At 44.5% G+C, this 19,967-nt stretch carries 11 protein-coding genes; 2 read left to right on the forward strand and 9 right to left on the reverse strand.

The features are described 5' to 3' along the window. Nucleotides 1-26: 26 nt before the first annotated feature. The 3 genes from dnaE to ACR64G_RS05585 form a co-directional block, all read right to left on the reverse strand. Nucleotides 27-3,746, reverse strand: coding sequence for a DNA polymerase III subunit alpha (gene dnaE / locus ACR64G_RS05575; RefSeq protein WP_435980515.1), 3,720 nt, complete (start codon nt 3,744-3,746; stop codon nt 27-29). Nucleotides 3,747-4,034: 288 nt separating this feature from the next. Further along, nucleotides 4,035-5,969, reverse strand: coding sequence for a gamma-glutamyltransferase (ggt, locus tag ACR64G_RS05580; RefSeq protein WP_435980516.1), 1,935 nt, complete (start codon nt 5,967-5,969; stop codon nt 4,035-4,037). Between the two features lie 265 nt (nt 5,970-6,234). Next, nucleotides 6,235-6,783 (reverse strand): Spy/CpxP family protein refolding chaperone, encoded by a 549-nt coding sequence (locus tag ACR64G_RS05585; protein ID WP_435980517.1) that lies wholly within the window; start codon nt 6,781-6,783, stop codon nt 6,235-6,237. Between the two features lie 744 nt (nt 6,784-7,527). Here ACR64G_RS05585 and ACR64G_RS05590 point away from each other — a divergent pair. Next, nucleotides 7,528-13,563 (forward strand): YadA-like family protein, encoded by a 6,036-nt coding sequence (locus ACR64G_RS05590; RefSeq protein ID WP_435980518.1) that lies wholly within the window; start codon nt 7,528-7,530, stop codon nt 13,561-13,563. A 178-nt stretch (nt 13,564-13,741) separates the two neighbouring features. Here ACR64G_RS05590 and ACR64G_RS05595 read toward each other — a convergent pair whose 3' ends face one another. From ACR64G_RS05595 to ACR64G_RS05610, 4 genes are all read right to left on the reverse strand, one after another. Continuing rightward, a complete protein-coding gene (locus tag ACR64G_RS05595; RefSeq protein WP_435980519.1) occupies nt 13,742-13,987 on the reverse strand; it encodes a hypothetical protein in 246 nt (81 codons plus the stop codon). Nucleotides 13,988-14,314: 327 nt separating this feature from the next. Then, entirely contained in the window at nt 14,315-15,496 is a 1,182-nt protein-coding gene (locus ACR64G_RS05600; protein ID WP_435980520.1) for a hypothetical protein, read from the reverse strand. 421 nt (nt 15,497-15,917) lie between these two features. Then, on the reverse strand, nt 15,918-16,457 hold the full coding sequence (locus ACR64G_RS05605; RefSeq protein ID WP_435980521.1) for a peroxiredoxin-like family protein: 540 nt from the start codon (nt 16,455-16,457) through the stop codon (nt 15,918-15,920). A gap of 100 nt (nt 16,458-16,557) precedes the next feature. Next, entirely contained in the window at nt 16,558-17,253 is a 696-nt protein-coding gene (locus ACR64G_RS05610; RefSeq protein WP_435980522.1) for a haloacid dehalogenase type II, read from the reverse strand. Between the two features lie 624 nt (nt 17,254-17,877). On the opposite strand from ACR64G_RS05610, the gene ACR64G_RS05615 reads away from it, so the two are divergent. Continuing rightward, nucleotides 17,878-18,486, forward strand: coding sequence for a TetR/AcrR family transcriptional regulator (locus ACR64G_RS05615; protein WP_435980523.1), 609 nt, complete (start codon nt 17,878-17,880; stop codon nt 18,484-18,486). A gap of 202 nt (nt 18,487-18,688) precedes the next feature. On the opposite strand, the gene ACR64G_RS05620 is transcribed toward ACR64G_RS05615, so the two are convergent. Together ACR64G_RS05620 and ACR64G_RS05625 are read right to left on the reverse strand one after the other, a co-directional pair. After that, on the reverse strand, nt 18,689-19,093 hold the full coding sequence (locus tag ACR64G_RS05620) for a hypothetical protein (RefSeq protein ID WP_435980524.1): 405 nt from the start codon (nt 19,091-19,093) through the stop codon (nt 18,689-18,691). A 222-nt stretch (nt 19,094-19,315) separates the two neighbouring features. Beyond that, the gene (locus ACR64G_RS05625; RefSeq protein ID WP_435980525.1) at nt 19,316-19,870 is read right to left on the reverse strand and encodes a carboxymuconolactone decarboxylase family protein; all 555 of its coding nucleotides are present in this window, start codon (nt 19,868-19,870) and stop codon (nt 19,316-19,318) included. Nucleotides 19,871-19,967: the final 97 nt, after the last annotated feature.

Consider the following 19,967-nt stretch of genomic DNA (forward strand, 5'->3'; position numbering starts at 1 on the left):
ACGATAAAAGTTGACTATAAAAATAGCTAGCTGTAGTGAAAATGCAAGCTATCTTCATCGATCATGCTTTTTAGTTGTTGTAAATTATCATCGTTAGGATACACGCGCCAGTGCTCGGACAGCCCTACATTAGCGATGCCGTATATATCATAGACACTCAGACCAAGCGGCAAGCAGTTGTCATTAATGGAGTCGTCGGTATTACTCAAAGCTTGATTGGCGTAGTTTGAGTTTGAGCTATCATTGCTGTTTTGATGAGTAGGCTGTTGACTCATGCCGTGCTCTAGCGCCAGTAGATCATTACCGCTCTCGTCATACAAACTACCGCCTATAGCAGAATCATAAGCATTGCTCTCGCTTTGATCTTGATCGTCATTAGAGGGTATGCGCGGCGTAGGTATGGTATCCACTTGCGCCGCTTTGAGTAGGGGCTGTAATCGGTTTAATAGAGTGATATCGCTGCCATGAACTTTGATGCTGATCTTTTTCATCCAACGCAGGCGAGCATCAACGATACTCATAGCATTATCGAGACGGGCAAAAAGGCGACCTTCACGCTCACGGATACTACCTTTGATGATGACGACTTCATCGACCTTTAATTGCTCTTTTACACGGTTAAACCGCTCAGCGTAGCAGCTGACCTCAAGCCTTGAGGTACCATCGTCTAACGTAATGACATGGCGATTGCCAAAGTTTGCCATATCTATAATGAGACCTGAAAAATAGCAGCTGCCATTATAGCCCGTATCCGTCAAGGTATTGAGTCTTGTGCCTGAAGTGTAGCGTTTAAGCTCATCTAAATACTCATTGATGGGATGGCCTGTCAGGTACAGACCTAAGGTGTTTTTCTCTGCTTTTAGACGATGCTTATCACCCCAAATCAGATCAGGGGTCATTTTGAGAGGCGGGGCGGCGACCACACCATCCATCTCACCAAACAAGTCCATCATGCCAAGCTCATTGTTTTGACGATCTTGTTCAGCCGCTTGTACCGCGCTTGGCAACTGACTCATCAGCGCCCCGCGAATCTCGTAAGCTTCGTCCGCTGGCAAATCAGGTCGTAAAGTAACAGCAAAGTCATCGAAACAACCTGCGCTGACTAAAGCTTCAAGGGTGCGTTTATTAACTTTTTTGATATCGACGCGGCGACAAAAGTCATAGAGATCTTTAAATGAGCCATCCGTGTGACGCGCATCAACGATAGACTCAACAGCGCCTTCGCCAACGCCTTTAATCGCCCCAAGCCCATAAATGATATTGGTTGGCGTATCCGCGACAAAGCGCCATTCACTACGATTGACCGACGGATTGACCACAGTCAGACCAAAATTCTCACGGCAATCATTGATAAAGAACACGACGTTGTCGGTGTTGTTCATATCGGATGTGAGCACCGCCGCCATAAATTCGCTTGGGTAGTACTGCTTGAGATAAGCCGTCTGATAAGCGAGCACACCGTAGGCGGCCGAGTGCGATCGGTTAAAACCGTAACCTGCGAACTTTTCCATTAAATCAAAGACGCCGCCAGAGGTCACCTCGTCAATACCTTGATCGGTGGCACCTGTGACAAAAATATCGCGCTGCTTGGCCATCTCTTCAGGTTTCTTTTTACCCATAGCGCGGCGTAGCATATCAGCCCCGCCCAAGCTATAACCTGCCATGACTTGCGATATCTGCATCACCTGTTCTTGATAGACAATAACGCCATTAGTATTTTCGAGTATGGGCTCAAGATTGGGATGATCATAGATGACCTCTTCGCGCCCGTGCTTGCGGTCGATATACATCTCTACCATGCCCGCATCGAGCGGCCCTGGGCGGTACAGCGCACACATGGCGATAACGTCTTCGATATTGGTGGGTTGTAACTTAGCGAGGTATTTTTTCATACCCATGCTCTCTAACTGAAACACTGCTGTCGTCTTGGCATCTTGCAATAGCTTATAGGCTTTTGCATCATCTAGTGGCAAGTCTTCTAATATGAGTTCATCGATGCCTTCACGGACGCGGCGCTGATTGATATTTTTGACCGCTGCATCGATAACGGTTAGATTACGCAGCCCCAAAAAGTCAAACTTGACCAGACCCACATCTTCAACATCGTCTTTGTCAAATTGACTGACGCGGTGTCCATCATCATCACAATATATTGCGCTAAAATCTGTGATTCTATTTGGCGCAATTAATACGCCGCCTGCGTGCTTACCTACGTTTCGGCACACGCCTTCCAACTTAATCGCCATCTCCCAAATCTCGATCGCATCTTCATAATCCATATTGTTGGGATTGGAGATAAGGTCTTTGAGCTGCGGCTCTTGTTCGAGTGCTTGACTGAGCGTAATGCCGGGCGTTTTGGGAATGAGCTTAGATAATTTGCTGGCAAGAAAGTACGACTTACTTTGGACGCGAGCCACATCTCGTACGACCGCCTTTGCCGCCATCGTACCAAAGGTAATAATTTGCGACACCGCTTCACGGCCATAAGTTTGCGCGACATACTCTATGACCCGATCACGACCTTCGATACAAAAGTCAATATCAAAATCAGGCATAGAGACCCGCTCTGGGTTCAAAAATCGCTCGAACAACAGATCGTAATGAATAGGGTCAAGGTCAGTGATGTTCAGCGCATAAGCAACGAGTGATCCTGCACCAGAACCACGACCTGGACCGACTGGCACACCATTGGCTTTGGCCCAGCGAATAAAGTCCATAACGATCAAGAAGTAACCTGGGAATCCCATCGATAAAATGATATCGAGCTCGTATTCTAAGCGTTCATCATATCTCTGACGAATATCTGCCCAATTATCACTACGTTGATCTGTCGGAAATAACTTATCTAAACGTCGCTCAAGTCCGCGCTGCGACTCTGAGCGAAAGAAGGATTCTGTGGTCTCGCCTTCAGGCACAGGAAAGTCGGGCAGTACATTAATACCTAGCTTTAAGACCACGTTGCAACGTGTGGCAAGGCGTACAGTATTGTCAACAACTTGTGGTATATCAGCGAACAGCTGCGCCATTTGCGCTTGCGTCTTGAGATACTGCTCATCTGAATACAGCTGCGGGCGGCTTTGATCTGCGAGGACATAAGAGCCTGCGATACATACGCGCGCCTCATGGGCATCAAAATCCTCTTGCGCCATAAACCGGACATCATTATGGGCAATGATAGGAATATTGTGCTTGGCTCCCGCACGGATAGCAGCGCTGATAAAGGCATCTTCGCCTGAACGATTGGTGCGCTTGATCGCAAAGTATAGTCGATCAGCAAACTGTGCTTGCCACTCAATAACCAATTCATCAGCACGCTCAGGCATAGAACCCACAAGCGCTTGTCCGACATCGGACTTTTCAGTAAAAAGTATGATAACGCCTGCCGCATGATCTAATATGTCGCTACGTTTGACGATAGGAATACCAAGATTAACAGGATCAGCGCGCCCCTCAGTGAACCCAAGCGAGACAATACGCGTGATATTTTGATAGCCCTCATTATTCATCGCCAGCAGCAGCAAACGCGAATCGTCATTATCCATGATGATCTCGCTACCGATAATTGGCTTGATGCCCTCATTCAGACAAGCACGGTAAAACTTTACCGTCGCATAGAGGTTGGACAAGTCAGTTAACGCGAGCGCGCGCTGATCATCAGCCGATGCCGCTTTCACTAGCGGCTTGATACGGACGATAGAATCAGTAATGGAATATTCGCTATGAATGCCGAGGTGTACAAATGCCATAAAAGACTCTTAGAGATGCAAGCAGTGGAATAGGTAATAACTATATTATTATCAAATGTTTAACTGTATTTTTAGTCTATAAAAACACACTAACAATGAAGCTTAATTTTTTTGAATTGAGCCCTTTATAATAGCATTGTTTGCTATAGACAACCACTGATTGCAGCTGATTAATCTGTCAAGAGAAGATATATCAACGACGAAATCGTCAATAAAAAACCCCCTACCTTTATGGTTATAGGGAGTCAATTTTATGCAAAGTATTTTTTACTCTAAAGAGTCCTTTGTCTAATACCCAACCACTGCCGCATCGACAATACGCGGATCTGACGACCCATATACCCCATTTGGCGTTAGCATAATAGACTGCGTTGAGCCCATAGCGGCTTTTGGACTGACGGTATGTCCCATCGATTCAAGTTTTTTGACCGTATCGATATTTAGCGCTTTCTCTACGCGAATCTCATCTGGTAGCCATTGATCATGGATGCGCGGCGCATGGGTGGCCTCAGCGATATTCATATTGTGATCGATGACGTTGGAGATGATTTGGGTAACGGTGGTAATGATACGACTACCGCCCGGACTACCTGTGACGATAAATGGTTTGCTGTCTTTAAAGACTATAGTGGGGCTCATAGAGGATAAAGGACGCTTGTTAGGCTCAACGGCGTTTGCCTCACCGCCCAATAATCCATAAGCGTTAGGTACGCCCGGCTTGGCTGAGAAATCATCCATCTCATTATTAAGTAATATGCCTGTGCCTTCTGCGACAAGACCAGTACCATAAGAGAAATTGAGCGTATAAGTATTCGCCACAGCATTGCCGTCTTTATCTACGATAGAGAAATGGGTCGTTTGATCGCTCTCGTAGGGTAGGGGATTGTTGGCTTTAATGGTAGCAGCTGGTGTGGCTTTATTAGGATCAATTGAAGTACGTAATTGATTGGCATACGCCTGAGAGGTCAGACCGCTGGCAGGAACATCAATAAAGTCCGAATCGCCTAGATATTCAGCACGATCGGCATAAGCCAATTGCATCGCTTCGCTCATTAAATGAATGGTTTGCGCACTATTTTGTCCGTAGTCTTTTAGCGGATAGCCTTCTAATATATTCAAAATCTGCACGATATGAATACCACCAGAGGAAGGCGGCGGCATAGAGACGATCTCATAACCGCGATAGTCGCCCGTTACCGGTTTGCGGGCAATAGCCTTATAATCAGCCAAATCCTGCAAGCTCATATTGCCACCTGCGTCGTTGACGGCTTTGACCAGCTTACGAGCCGTCTCACCTTTATAAAAGCCATCTACGCCTCGGGCTGCGATAAGTTTTAGCGAGCGGGCAAGTTCGGGTTGCTTTAAGCGCTCACCCGGTTGATAGGCGCTGCCATCCGCTTTAAAAAACACCTTTTTGGTACTCGGCCATTTTTGCAAGCGTTCACTCAAAGCCTCTAGTGACTCTGACAAACCCGCCGTGACTTCTATACCGTTCTCGGCTAAGGCAATCGCTGGCGCCATGACTTGCCCGCGACTCATGGTGCCATGATCCTCCAAGGCTTTTAATAGACCTGCTACCGTTCCCGGTACGCCAACAGCTAAACCATGATAGCGCGATAAATCACTGACAGCATTGCCATCCTCATCGAGATACATATCACGAGTAGCGCTACTTGGCGCTTTTTCGCGGTAATCGAGCGCGACCGTTTTGCGCTGCGCGGCATCATAAATCATCATAAAGCCGCCACCACCAATGTTACCTGCGCGCGGCAGGGTAACTGCTAGTGCAAAGCCAACCGCGACCCCAGCATCAACCGCATTACCACCGTCTTTTAGAATCTTTAGACCAATATCAGAGGCTAATGCTTCTTGAGTGGCGACCATACCATTCTGCGCCCAGATCGGATGCTGGATGGCATCTTCTGAGTAGATAGCTTGATCGGATTTGGAATTGCTAGTCGTTGATGTAAGCGTATTGGTTTTCGCTCGCGTAATGCTCTTGGTCTCAAGCACTACCGTAGGGTTGTCCGTCATGATAGCGAGATTAATGGCGCTGGTATTGATTGAGGTATCGTTGAGAGTATTGGTAGCACTAGGTTCAAGCGCGTGGCTTGACATAGACACTAGAAGTGTACTGCTCGCGAGCAATAGGGCAGATTTTAATCTTGCGCCGCCTGTAGCGCTCAAAACATTACTGGGAGTTTTAGAAAACGAATAGGACATCAGCATTCCTTTTTTATATATTTAAGAAAGTTACCTCCATACTACTCATTTGTAATCTTTTATGCTATAAATAACACCAACATGCCGGCAGTTAATACTGTCGATTGTTTTAAATATAGGCAAAATACTATTTAGAATGCTACTCATGAGTCAAGAGCGTTTTGGCAGTCCAAAGAAATAACATTGAGTCATTCCATTAGTTATAAGTGCAAAAAGCGCGCCGCTTAAACGGCGCGCTTTTTTGTCTCTGATCTTAACTTACAGTCTAGTGTTGCATGTTACGAGTGTGACCACCTTTAGCCATTCTATCGGCTTTGAGCGTTTCTAACTGCTCGCGCTGCTGGATGGTGAGCACTTGCATGATCGCATTATGTTGTTGCATACGATCCCCTGTGCTGGTTTGTCTAATGGCTTTAATTTGCGCTTGCTGCGCCGCGGTTAGATTGAGCTGGGCAAAAGGACTATTTTTGCCGTCTTTTTGATCACCGCGGCGATGGCCTTTGCCTTGCTTTTCTGATTGCATCGTTGCTAATTGCGCACGCTGATCGGCTGTTAGGATATTGAGCATCGCCTCGCGATTTTGCATACGATTGCTGCGATTATTTTGCTTAAGGGCTTGCAACTGTGCTTGCTGCGTCGCACTCAGATTAAGCTGTGACATAGATCCTCTACCGCCATCTTTCATACCGTTTTTATGCTGCTTTTGCATTTGGGTGGTCGCAGGCGTGTCGGTATTGGCACCTACGCTAGTACAAGCGGTGATTGCAAAGACGCTAGAGGCGGCGAGTACTGTGCTTAGTAGTAATTTTTTCATTGTAATTCCTTTAAAGAGTTAATTTATATGTTGCGAAGCAAGGGTATAAGCTCAAGACATAAATTTTATCTTATGTACTTTGACACTTAAGTTATGACTGAAACTATAATACGACAGTCAAAGGTTGCGATACTTTATGAAGTATTAAGAAAGGTAACGTTTGGTACTTGAGCGGCGAACTACAGAGCATTTGCCCGATGATATAGATGCTAAAGCAATGGAGAGACAAGTATGGCCAGAATACTATTTGTACGCCTTGATTCTGCTTACCCCCGCGAAACAGGCGGCTATGGTCTTGCTATTGTATAGTCGATGGTTATGGCTCATAAGGGTGAGGTAAATATTTATAATAGACAAAATGATATAAATGGACTGTTCGTGCGGATGATATTGCCGTGTGAGGTATGAGTCATAGTTGTAAATACTCATTGCCCTTGATTCTGTTTTTGCCTCAAAAACTGTTCATTTATCGACAAAAAACAAAGTCTAAACAAGAGCCTACAATTATATTCAATATCAAGCATATAATCCGACGAACGGTAGCTAAATACGATTTTAATGATTGATTACCTCTTTATATTCATTTATTGTTATATAAAGAGGGTAATAAATCCGTTGTAAACTAAACCCTAAAGATCTAACAGTGATACTTAGATCTTTAGTCAGTTTTCCTTTACTTGCACATTACTCTCTACAACATGAATTTGAATTGATACCTATTCATTACGTCAGGGAGTACACATCATGAACCGCAATTTTAAAGTTATCTGGAACGAGGCATTAGGCTGCTTTACTGCTGTTGCAGAATACGCAAAAGCACGCGGCAAATCATCAAAATCTAGCGTGAGTGCCAATGCAAGTATTAACACCAGTACTAGCTTGTCCGCTGTTAATACTCTACGTCTTAGTGCTATAGGGCTTGGACTGCTGGCGGCTGGATTGACCATACCCGCAGCTGCTAATGGCTATTATTACTATTATCCTAGTGGAATGAGCTTCGCTGGAGATGAGGTAACGCCAAAAGTATATATAAATACGACTTATAGAAACCAGACACTAAAAGTTCAAGGTGGCGAAACCGTCACTGGTGATCCAAATACTAAGAATATCAGTGTTGCTGCTAGTAATACTGACAGATCACTAACCGTAAAGCTTGACGAAGACATTGATTTAGGTGCTGATGGTAGTCTCAATACAGGCGATACTTTAATCGATAGCTCCGGCATTATGGTGTCAGCCATTGACCCTAATAACAATGTTACATTGAGCAATACCGGCCTAAATAACGGCAATAATAGAATCTCTAATGTAGAAGATGGTATTGATCCAAAAGATGCGGTAAATGTAAGGCAGCTCGATAGTAGTATCGCTGAGAATAAAGTGAAGTACTATAGTGTCAATTCAGACGGCGGTGCTAATGAATTGAACGAAGGTGCAACGGGTCAGAATGCGATGGCTATGGGACGAAATGCCCGCGCTATAGGTAGTCAGACCATTGCTATCGGTAGCGCCTCTAGTGGACAAAATACAATTGCCAAAGGTGCACAATCCATCGCAATTGGCGCAAATGTGGTATCTATAGGGGCATCCTCTATCGCTATTGGTGGTGATGATCTAGATTTGGCTTCAAAATACAACGTAGATGGCAGTGATATTGATGACGCTCTAAACAGCGGCACAGTAAACACTGTATTCAATGAATATGCCGGCCGCGATTTATTAGATCCCAATGACTCCTATGCAGGGCATACCCAAGCACTCGGTGCAGCTTCTATCGCAATGGGTGCTAAATCACGCTCAGATGGTCATCTAGCAACTGCCATAGGAATACATTCAAGTGCGTCAGGCACCGCGTCTTCGGCATTTGGTATCGCCGCGACAGCCAGTGAAAAAGGCGCATCAGCGTTGGGCGCGGGCGCAAATGCTTCTGTCATGGACGGTGTGGCTTTGGGTTCAAAGTCAGTTGCCAATATCGCAGGTGGCGTAGGGACTGAAGGCTTCGTTCCGACAGGTGCAACACTTGCTGACCAAAATAGTATCGCCTCTACGAGAAGCGAGTCACTTGGCGCCGTGTCCGTCGGTAACGATACCGATGGTAACCGTCAAATCGTTAAAGTTGCCGCAGGTAAAAATGATAGTGATGCGGTCAACGTCGCTCAGCTAAGAGGTCTCTCAAACGTTGTTGACCTCGGTCTAAACTTTGACGCTGACAGTGGTACTACCGTCAATCGGGAGCTGGGTCAAACCTTTAACATCAATGGCGACAGTACAAACATCAGCACCGTCACAACCGCGAATGGGGTCACCGTACAGATGAGTGACACCCCTACCTTTACTAAAGTCACCCTAGTTGACGCTCCTACAGTAGGGACTGATGCCACCAACAAAACCTACGTTGATGGCTCGCGTACCCAAGTGACCTCGAACAACAACTCTATCAGCGTCAGCGAAACCGCCTCAGGCGATGCTAGCGTGTTCGACCTCTCTGTAGACGCACAATCACTCAGTGAAAGTGCCCAGTCTCCAGTCGTCTATACCGATGCTACAGGCAACAGACTCTACAAGCAGACCGATGGTAGCTTCAACACTAGCCCTGATGGTAGTGGCGACCTTGTCACAGCACTCGACGTCATCGCCTCTATGCAATCTGCGACTGGTAGCACCAGTACCCCAACCACGCTGAGCAACATCGCACCTGGTACTTTGGCAAGTGACTCAACCGACGCCGTTAACGGTAGCCAGTTGTATACCACCAACCAAAACGTCAGCACCAATGAAGGCAACATCACAACTAACAGAGACAACATCGCTAAGGGTATCAAGTTTAATGTCAACGACTCCCTTCAAAAGACCTTTGACTTGGGTGAAGAGATTAAACTAAATACAGACAGCAATCTAACTACGACGCCGTTGTCAACCAATGACGGTATCGAGCTTGGATTGGCGCCGAACCTAACCGGTCTAAATAGTGCAGACTTTGGCGGCGTTAACATCTCAACTGAAGGTATCGACCTTAACAACAATCAAATCACAGGTCTAGCTAGTGCAGGTGACATCACACTAGGGGCCAACGAGAGGAATGCGGTTAATGCAGGCGATCTAAACAATGCGGTTGGCGGCGTTACCAGTCTTGGGTTTGCGCTAAGAGCCGCTGATAATAATGAAGTACAGCGCAATCTAGGCGATGCGGTCGATATTGTTGGCTCAAACAACAACATTACTACTCAAGTAGTCGATGACAAGATAGCCATCAAGCTCAATAACAACCTTAACTTAGGAGCGTTAGGTACTGTTAAAACAGGGGGTAACGTTATACTCAATACTGTCGTCACGCCTTTAGGAGTTGTAGTCACCGGTCTTAATCCACTTAACCCTGTGACCTTGACTGCCGCAGGTCTAAACAATGCGGGTAAAAAGATCATCAATGTCAAAGATGGGGCGGTTACGAGCAGTAGCAGCGATGCGGTTAACGGTAGCCAGTTGTATGACACCAACCAAAACGTCACGATCAACGAAGGCAACATCACAACCAATCAAGACAACATCGCTAAGGGTATCAAGTTCAACGTCAATAGCGCCCTTCAAAAGACCTTTGACTTGGGTGAAGAGATTAAGCTGAATACAGACGACAATCTAACCACAACATTGTTGTCAACCAATGACGGTATCGAGCTTGGATTGGCGGATGTCATCACTGTCGGTGACGATATGCCAGTAATGATTGACGGTACAAACGGCACGGTCTCAGGTTTAAGTAATACAACCTTTGATGCTAGTGAGACGTATACCGGCGGCGTGGCAGCAACCCAAGAGCAACTCTCACAAGCCAATGCTGACATCAATACGACTATAGACCTCGGTCTAAACTTTGACGCTGACAGTGGTACTACCGTCAATCGGGAGCTGGGTCAAACCTTTAACATCAATGGCGACAGTACAAACATCAGCACCGTCACAACCGCGAACGGTGTCACCGTACAGATGAGTGACACCCCCACCTTTACCAAAGTCACCCTAGTCGATGCGCCAACCGTAGGGACTGATGCGACCAATAAAACCTACGTCGATGGCTCGCGTACCCAAGTGACCTCGAACAACAACTCCATCAGCGTCAGCGAAACTGCCTCAGGCGATGCTCGCGTATTCGATCTTTCTGTAGACGCACAATCCCTCAGTGAGAGCGCCCAGTCACCCGTTGTCTATACCGATACTACAGGCAACAAACTCTACAAGCAGACCGATGGTAGCTTCAACACTAGCCCTGATGGTAGTGGCACTCTTGTCACAGCACTCGACGTCATCGCCTCTATGCAATCTGCGAGTGGTAGCACCAGTACGCTAACCCGACTGAGCAACATTGCACCGGGTACTCTGGCAAGTGACAGCAGCGATGCGGTTAACGGTAGCCAGTTGTATACCACCAACCAAAACGTCAGCACCAACGAAGGCAACATCACAACCAACCAAGACAACATCGCTAAGGGTATCAAGTTCAACGTCAATAGCTCCCTTCAAAAGACCTTTGATTTGGGTGAAGAGATTAAGCTGAATACAGACAGCAATCTAACTACGACATTGCTGTCAACCAATGATGGTATCGAGCTTGGATTGGCTAACATCATCACTGTCGGTGACGATATGCCAGTAATGATCGACGGTACAAACGGTACGGTCTCAGGTTTGAGCAATACAACCTTTGATGCTAGTGAGACGTATACCGGCGGCGTGGCAGCAACCCAAGAGCAACTCTTGGAGGTTAACAATAGTATCAATCAAACCGTCGATAGAGGTCTTGATTTCACAGGTGACAATACCCTAGTTACCGTCACTCGTAAAATGGGTGAAAAACTGACTATCAAAGGTGGAGAGGTTGATGCTAACAGACTTGCTTCTGATAACAACATCGGCGTCATCGCAAATGATACTGACAATTCACTAACAGTCAAACTTGCCAAAGATCTAACCGGTCTCAATAGTGCAAACTTTGGTAGTGGCGTAAGTATCTCAGCCAACGGTCTAAATAATGGTAGCAACAAAATAACCAACGTAGCAGATGGCTCAACGCCAAAAGATGCGGTGAATTTTGGCCAGTTGTCGGACACCAATACTAAAGTAGACACCAATACTTCTGACATTGAAACCAATACTACAGATATTGGTGTCAATACTGGGAATATTGCTAAAGGTATCAAAATTGGTGATGGAGACAGCACTAACGATCAGCAATTCGCCTTAGGTGATACTATCAACATTACAGGTGATAGTAACTTGACTACTACCGCTTCTGAAGATGGCGTTCAGATTCAGCTAAACAACCAGCTAAACTTAGGTAACGACGGACGTATGCAGATTGGTAACAGTATCATAGATACTGACGGTTTCACCTTTGTCGGCAGTAATAGCAATCGCACGGTTAGGCTGAGCAGTATGGGTCTAGATAATGGCGGTAACGTGCTTAGTAATGTTGGTAGAGGAGTGGAGCTGACTGATGGCGTGAACGTAGGTCAACTACAAGAGGCAACCTTAGCAGGAAACACAGGATGGAGTTTGAGTGCTCAAAGAGATACGCCAACATCAGTTATCAATAGTAATGTCGATATGAGTAATACCGACGGTAACATTAGCGTTACGCGAGGAGTCAACCCGCTGTCTAGAGCAATAGGCGGTAACGATCTTAGCTTCGATCTTAACTCAGATATCGTAGTTGATAGTTTAACGACAGGTCAAAGCATTGTGAGTGGCGACGGCTTTAGTATCGTGGGCGGGCCTAACATGACCCGCGATGGTATCAATGCCGCTGATATGAAAGTTACCAATGTACAAAATGGTGAGGTGTCCTCAAGCTCTCAGGACGCCATAAACGGTAGTCAGATGTTCGCACAAGGCACGGGTATCAGTAGTATTATTGGTGGTAGCACTGTCTACAATGCTGAAGACGGTAGTTTTACTAACAGCAATATAGGCGGTACAGGCGAAAGTAGCATTGATGGCGCAATTGCTTCTATCAAACAAGGCGAGATCGTCATTAATGAAAACATCGCAACCAATACAACAAACATCGAAACCAATACGACCAATATTGCAACGAACACGACCAGTATTGGAACCAATACTACAAATATCGTTACTAATACAACCAACATTGCAGAGAATAAAGACAAGCTCGACGCAGGTCTGAACTTCGGTGCTGACAGTGGCGATGTTATTAACAAACCTATTGGTGACAATAGCGTACTTAGTTTTACGGGCAGTGAAAATATTACCACTACAGCTGATGGCAGTAGCATCAAGTTTGATCTAAACGGTAATATTAGTGTTGATAGTATCGCCGCAGGTTCCACAGTGATAAACAGCAGTGGTATCTCGATGCAAGGTGGACCTAGTATGACAGGTCAGGGTATAAATGCTGGCGATCAACGTATTACTGGTGTCGCAGATGGTATAGAAGCAACAGATGCGGTGAATTACGGTCAATTGAGTGCGCTAGATAATAGACTTAATAGCAATATGAGCGACTTGGGGTATAAGATTGATGAAGTTGAAGATGACGCTAATGCAGGTATTTCAGCAGCAATGGCAATGTCTTCGCTACCTCAAGCATATATCATCGGTAAGTCTATGGTAGGCGGTGGTATCGCTACTTACAATGGTGAAAGCGCAGTAGCTATCGGGGTCTCTAAGCTATCGGGCGACGGTCGCTGGGTTATTAAAGTAAATGGCACAGCAGATACTCAAGGTAATGTAGGTGGCGCTGTCGGTGCAGGTTTCCATTTTGACTAATGAGATAACGGTCTATTTCCTAATCCTTTAACTAAAAAACAAGGCACCAGATGCCTTGTTTTTTATTGTTTTCTTAACTTAATTAACAACTATAATATGTAGTCGCAAATACAAAAGAAGCCTCTAACGAGAGACTTTTAATCTTAGTAAAGAATAGTACTTCATTTTAAGAAGAAATTTATAAGCCAACTTCTTCCTGCGCCAATTCAATGATTTTGACGGGTACTGCAAAGAACCATTCCATACCATCTATGCAAAGAAACTTACCATTTTTAAAAGATACAATATGAGTAGTAAAATCATTGCTAACGTGATCTCTCATAGCTTGTTCGTCACTAGTATCATCAACCGCGCACCATACTTCATGATCACCACGTCTTAGCATGGCACGGGTCAACGCGCTGCCCGTCATTTTGTCATCCACAACCGCCTCCTCTAAAACTTTCTCTACTAGTATCGAAATCTAAAAAACAGGACAGGATTAAATCCATTAGACACAACTACAACAGTATAGATGAAATAGGGTATCATTTACAAATATTGATTCGCTATTAATGAATAGCAACAAAAATACGCAATTGCAGTTTTAAAAATCTATTCATCCGATCCCAAATAAACGCACAATAACACTAGCGATAGCGTAATAGATGTAGATGAATGCAATGCACTAAAGTCCCGCCTCTAAAGTGAAGATTCCCTAGTGCACTATTGGAGTTGATGCAAGCCCTGTGTTTCTCCAAATAAAAACGACTTAAACTCTAAACATAGCAGCTGTAGGTTTTAAACCAACGTAAGCCATACCTGCTTGAGTCAGCCAATGAGGCTGAATAATGCCATGTTGCAAAATGGCATGAACATCTCGATGCGCTCTCTCTATTCTATGTTTTTTGTACAAAGAGGCGGTACCTGCTGCCGCATAAATCTCAGAAACCATGGTACGAGCATCTGTAGCTGCCGAGCAAGATGCAGCCCAAACATCTGCAAGCTGCTTATCAGAAAAGGTATTTTTATTGTTAGCCTCTATCCACAGGGTCTCAACGCTATTGTGTAGTTGCAAACGATTTGAGGCGAGTAGTGTCCTACTTTTGGCTATTGTTGACTGTACGGTTGCTCGATCACGCAGATCTGGGTTCTTGCCTGGTGTCACCTTTTCTAGACACAGATCTGTCAAATCATCGGTTGCAGCTTTTAGCACGCCTAATGCCATTGCTGCACAGCCCGCCGCATTTATACAGCCAATAGGCAAGCGATTGTAAGCGCTATCAACGACAACTGGACTATCGAAATCGACCGCATATTGAGACGTTACAAATGCTTCTTTTACGACCACATCGTGACTGCCAGTACCCTTTAGACCACCAACATCCCAAGTATCTATGATTTCGACCTCTTTTTTTGGAATAAAGAATAACTTTAGAGTCGTGCTAGGCCCTAATGTTTTTGGGGATTCTTCTGATAGCACCAAACATCGCAATACAAACCAATCTGCCAATTCGCAACCAGATACTAGAGTCCATCGACCAGATACCAGATACCCGTTAGGGACTATCTGCGCGGTACCTTCAGGACGTGCCGAGTTGGCATAGACGTGAGTGAAGTCCTTATAAACCTCTCTCATGCTGGTTTCGTCCAAGAAACGCCCAAAAGTACAAGCCAAATGATTGTTCCAAACTATCCAAGCTGCAGAAGCCTCTGCGCTTGCTAGATGTTCATAGACTTTTAGGGTTTCTACTGGAGTGTCCTCCCAGCCGCCCAAAGATTTGGGCAAGCCCATTCGGAACAATCTCGTATCTGAGAGACTCTCAATGACAACTGGTGCAATTTTTCTAAGGTATTCTGTCTCTTGTCTATGATAAAGCGCTAGATCACAGCAGTCTTGAACTGCATCGGACGGTAGTATGTCCTTGATCTCAATCTCAAGTAGATCACTCATTTTTTTGCATCCCTCATAATGACAAGCAGTATTTTTAATTCAAGTAAACACCTTGTAAGGCATACTCGAATAATACCCAACATCAGACAGGTATACAATCATATATTGACATATATAAGAGTTTTAAATTTTTCTTAACAGTAATTTGACTACTATTCATACATACTAAAACTAAAATCAGTAGTAGCAACGTTAAATAGATGATTTGGGTACAAGAATGGGTGATAGAAGTTTGATTTTTAAGATAGAAAAGTGCTTTGATATAATAGGTATCGTATTCAGTATGATGATATAAGACAAAATATTTTGAGGAGCCGCTAGTAGGGCGATCACATTAAGAGGAGCCGCTGAGAATAAAAGTAGCTGTTAACTATGAAATGATAAATTATATAGTTAGCAGCTGCTATCTTATCAATGTCACTTAACCATGGGTACCGCGGATAGGGTAGTCGTTTTCTCGGATAAAGGACAAGCCATTGGCAAGCGCTTCAAGCTCAGGTCTTGCAAAAGGAGCGTTTGAGATATCAATAATGTGAATCTCGCCTTTAGCATTAATTACAAATACACCTGGCTCAGCAAAGGGATGATCGGTTTCTTTTTCTGAACGCGGATCAGAGATATAAAGTCCTAACGTGTTCATCTGCTCAACGGTCAAGCCATAAGCCATCGGGAAGGTGACATCCTCTAGTTCTTCTAAATGCGCTTGCAACTGCTGTTTGCTATCGCCTGATATAGCAAGAATATCTACGCCTGCATCAGCAAATGATTCTTTTACAGTTTCTAACTGGTTAAGGTATTTGGTGCAGATTGGGCAATGTTTACCGCGATAGACCACTACTAGCTTCCAGTCATGACCGTTTTCAGGCTTACCTAATGTTGTCATGTCACCATTTAACATTTGTACCTGAATGTCAGGGAATTGACTGCCAGCCTGGAGTTTTTGAGGGTTATTTGATTGCATATTTTTATCCTTTAAAGTTTGTGTTGAAGTGATTTAAATTGAACAACTCATTAGTAGAGCAAGGAGTGTTTGCTGACGAACAAATTCGGCGTCAGTCTTTTTAAATTTGATACTTGTCGATAATCTGATCGCTAAGCGTGACCAGATCTGAAGCTGTAACGTCTGGGGTTGGTACATTAACTGCGGGTAACATAGCATTGTGAGGACGTGTGAGAAACGCGCCTTGACAACCAGCTGCTTGCGCCCCAATCGTATCCCAAAGATGACAGGCGACAAGACATAAATCAGACGTTTCAACCGATAATGCTTTGGCGACCATTTGATAAGTCTCGGGCGCAGGTTTGAACTTTTCTACTGTCTCAACGCTAAACGAGCGCTCAAAGAACGCGCTTAATCCCGCCTTTTCAAGTGGCGTTGGCGAAGCACTACTCGCGGAGTTAGTTAATGTCACCAGTCTGAATCCAGCATCACGTAGTTTGGTCAACGCTGGCATGGCATCAGGGTGAGCGGGCATCTCACTCATAAGCTGCTTAAACTCGTTAATATCTTGGTCAGTCAGCGTAATCTTGTGAATATCAGCCGTCATCTTTAAGGCACCAACACCAAGCTCACCAAAAGGTGTATACAGACTAGATAAGGTCATAGCTTGCGAATAAAGCACCAATTGCGCGAACCATTCTCTTAATATGTTCTCGTCACCAAATAAGCGAGCAAACAAAGGCGCAAGTGTTTCGATATCGAGTAGAGTCTCATTAACATCAAACACGATAACTGAAGGTAACGGAGTAGAGGACATATACAATCCTTCTTATCAAGGTGAGATAGTACGAATAAGAGTCAAGTTAGTAATTAGAGTCACAACTATTACGCTATTTGGTTTCACTCTAAACGATATTGAGCGTTCATTCAAGATAAATTTGAGCATTCACTCAATGTAAAAGGCTAAAAAAGGCATGCTATGGGACAGGACTCTTTTTTGCCACTCCTTTGATAAAAATAGACGCTTAGAAGACTTGTCTTACTGTTTTTACCTTACTATTTTTACCTTTGAGCCGTCTAAAAAATAGGCTCTGTTAGTGACATAATCGAATATCAAACACGCCCTAGTATCACTGTAGTATTTACCGTCTTATTATTTAAAGTACCTAAGGCCACTTCGCTTACCGCTGAAATAGTCTAAAAAACTGGGATCTTTGCTCTGTACTGACTACTTATATTCTAAGTACGTCTGAGCATTGGTAACGACGACCAGTACTCGTTTGACCCAACACAGCTAGCTAGAACCAATAGCCTAAGCATCTTTAATAAACTTTAACTGGACTGTTATAGCGAGTCAAGATAAAATTGAGTAATCACTCAAATTGTACCGCTGTACTTGTCTCATTATTTGTGGTCACAGCTTTTAGCATCAGGATTTACTATGTCACGAACTACTTTATACAATCGTCATGAGGCGTTAGAGCGCGCTATAGCCCTATTCTGGCACAAAGGCTTCCATGCCACCTCGCTAAAGGATATCGAACAAGCCTTAGATATGCGTCCGGGTAGCATTTACGCCGCTTTTGGCAATAAGGATGGCTTGTTTCAAGAAGCGCTGGATTATTATGCGCAGTCCTCACTCAATGAGCTTGAACGTATACTCGCCACTCATCAGTCGCCTTTGTTAGGATTAGCCGCTTTTATGCGTCAGCTTGGCGGTATTCGTGACAAGGGATTACCTAGTCGGGCTTGTATGCTGGTCAAAAGCTTACTAGAGCTTGGCGTACGCGAACAATTAGCCTTAGATAAGGTCGAAAAATTACTAGCGGGCATGGAGGCGCGTTTTGCCGAGTGTTTTGCTGAGGCGCAGCGATTAGAGGAGTTAGATGATACCCTTGATGCGACTAGGCTGGCGCGTCGATTACAGGCTGAGGTAATGGGTTTGCGTGCCTTCGCTCAGCGTGATGTTGAGAGTTCTGCGGTGCATGAGCTCGCTGAGGATATGGCATTATCTTTAGAGGCGCTGCAAATAGACGCTAATAAGATATAGATATAGATAGAGTTAGACTCAATTAAAAAACCACGATTATTATGTCTACGAGTATACCCTCTAATCATCTAAGACAGTAAAGGCTAAGAGCAGCGTGACATTGATCATGGTCAACTCGCCATATAGTCTTAATAATAGCAGTCACTACCGTGAACTGTCGTAGTAATTTTCTAGTAGTGATCTGCTAAAGGACATCTGCGTTCTAAGGTAGTGCGCGTTTTTTGCCCAAAGTTAGTGTGTCCCAATCCCTCATCAAAAACAAGGCAATACAGGCTGATAGCATAGGCCAAGCTGCAAAAAATAGTAGATTGTCAAAGGGCTCAAGGTACAAACCAAAACTGGATAGAGTAGAGGCTGCATGGAACAACAAAACGGCACTATAGGTCCATACTTTAAAAAGTCCTGCGACAAACAGTACAATAAGGATTAACTGGACACTACCTATCATATAGATGGCCGTGTTCCCCATATCTTCAAAGCCGTAAAACTTAGAAAATAATCCTGTGGTGTGTTCAGGATTTATCAGTTTATCGAGCGTCCAAAATAAGAAAACGACAAAAATCCCTAGTCGCAGTAGCAATAAAGAGAGCGGTAAATGTTTTGGCATAAGGAGTAACCCTTTAATATGTTGTGATTACAAGTTCAGAGCAATAGGGTAAGTAGAATGAGTGCCAATAGTCGATTAGGTATCATGAGTAAACCGCGTCTCATGCAATGACTGTCGTTCTCAAAGACTATCGTTCTCCCAACAAGAATGCCGCCTAAAAATTTTTAAGCGGCATTGATAGGCTATCGAAGGCATTATGGCAACGCTTAAGTCGCCGTACTATTAGCCCGCTTTATGCCACTCAAATTTCTCAAACGGCTTATCCACTGGGGTATTAGCAAGATGGTTGGTGTAGTTACTCATCACTTTTTGCGCCGCACCTAGCACCACTTCTAGCACTTGACGCTTGGTGAAACCTGCATCTAGGAATGCTTGTACAGCCGCATCATCGACATGACCGCGATTACGAACTACTGATAGAGTGAAGTCACGTAATGCTTCTAGTTTTTTTGTTGGAAGTGGTGTCTCATCACGTAACGCATTAGTGATAGCATCATCGACTTTCATGCTTTTGGCGATGCCAGTATGAGCGGGTACGCAGTAATGGCACGCATGTTCAACGTTGATGGTTTGCCATACCACAGTGGTCTCATCATCATCAAAGCTGCTATCTAAGAACAGTTGATGTAGATGCTGATAGCCTTCTAATAGTCCTGGTGCTTCAGCCATTACCGCATGCAAATTTGGAACCATGCCAAAGGCTTTGATAGAGACATCGAGTAATTCTTTGCTATCGGCAGGAGCTGTTTCTTTGTTATGTAATGTAAAATCGGTCATATAGGGTCCTTGTGAGTCTCTAAGTTTATGAATATTTAAATGAGTATCTAAGTTTGATTGATTGAAATCAGTGAAGAGGTATTGGTCTTTATTCGCT

The organism is Psychrobacter sp. DM4 (genome assembly GCF_051307035.1).
In the GTDB taxonomy this organism is placed as follows: domain Bacteria; phylum Pseudomonadota; class Gammaproteobacteria; order Pseudomonadales; family Moraxellaceae; genus Psychrobacter.

Excerpts from the sequence above, each read along its gene's own strand:
- ACR64G_RS05625 (WP_435980525.1), bottom strand. The coding sequence starts at position 19,870 with ATGACCGATTTTACATTACATAACAAAGAAACAGCTCCTGCCGATAGC.
- ACR64G_RS05605 (WP_435980521.1), bottom strand. The coding sequence starts at position 16,457 with ATGCAATCAAATAACCCTCAAAAACTCCAGGCTGGCAGTCAATTCCCT.
- ACR64G_RS05620 (WP_435980524.1), bottom strand. The coding sequence starts at position 19,093 with ATGCCAAAACATTTACCGCTCTCTTTATTGCTACTGCGACTAGGGATT.
- ACR64G_RS05590 (WP_435980518.1), top strand. The coding sequence starts at position 7,528 with ATGAACCGCAATTTTAAAGTTATCTGGAACGAGGCATTAGGCTGCTTT.
- ACR64G_RS05610 (WP_435980522.1), bottom strand. The coding sequence starts at position 17,253 with ATGTCCTCTACTCCGTTACCTTCAGTTATCGTGTTTGATGTTAATGAG.
- dnaE (WP_435980515.1), bottom strand. The coding sequence starts at position 3,746 with ATGGCATTTGTACACCTCGGCATTCATAGCGAATATTCCATTACTGAT.
- ggt (WP_435980516.1), bottom strand. The coding sequence starts at position 5,969 with ATGTCCTATTCGTTTTCTAAAACTCCCAGTAATGTTTTGAGCGCTACA.
- ACR64G_RS05585 (WP_435980517.1), bottom strand. The coding sequence starts at position 6,783 with ATGAAAAAATTACTACTAAGCACAGTACTCGCCGCCTCTAGCGTCTTT.
- ACR64G_RS05600 (WP_435980520.1), bottom strand. The coding sequence starts at position 15,496 with ATGAGTGATCTACTTGAGATTGAGATCAAGGACATACTACCGTCCGAT.
- ACR64G_RS05615 (WP_435980523.1), top strand. The coding sequence starts at position 17,878 with ATGTCACGAACTACTTTATACAATCGTCATGAGGCGTTAGAGCGCGCT.